1 protein-coding gene is annotated in these 644 nt (G+C 64.1%); it reads left to right on the plus strand.

Annotation, left to right across the window (positions count from 1 at the left end; translation table 11 throughout):
• Positions 1-573: carbohydrate ABC transporter permease (locus G3I71_RS45475; RefSeq protein ID WP_164324799.1), on the plus strand; the 573-nt coding region annotated here is incomplete at its 5' end.
• Positions 574-644 lie beyond the last annotated feature (71 nt).

The raw sequence follows: 644 nt of genomic DNA on the forward strand, positions 1-644 counted from the left end.
CTGCTCGTCAGCTCGTTCGTCGCCTACGGGTTCGCGATGTACGACTTCAAGGGCAAGACCGCGGCGTTCATCGCGGTGCTGCTCCTGATGACCGTGCCGTTCGAGATCATGATGCTGCCGCTGTACGTCATGGTGAACGACCTCGGGCTGGCGGACTCGTACGGCGTCATCGTCCTCCCGTTCCTCGCGGCGTCCGTGACGATCTTCTTCTTCCGGCAGTACTTCACGGGGATTCCCAAGGGGCTGCTCGAGGCGGGCCGTGTCGACGGCGTCACCGAGTTCGGCATCTTCTTCAAGGTCGTCCTGCCCATCTCCCGGCCGGCGCTGGCCGCCATGGGGATCCTCAACGGCATGGTCACGTGGAACAACTTCCTGTGGCCCCTGCTGGTGCTGCGCTCCGCGGAGAAGTTCACGCTACCCATCGGCCTGAACACCCTGCTCACGCCGTACGGGAACAACTACGACCTGCTGATCATCGGGTCCTTCTTCTCCCTCCTGCCCGTCCTCGTGCTCTTCCTCTGCTTCCAGCGATTCTTCGTCGCCGGGATGACGGCGGGGGCGCTCAAGGGCTGATCGCCCACCCCGCCACCCGCACCACACAACGAAACGGAGTCACCACCATGGCAGGACCACGCAGGTACCCG

Source organism: Streptomyces sp. SID12501 (genome assembly GCF_010550245.1).
In the GTDB taxonomy this organism is placed as follows: domain Bacteria; phylum Actinomycetota; class Actinomycetes; order Streptomycetales; family Streptomycetaceae; genus Streptomyces.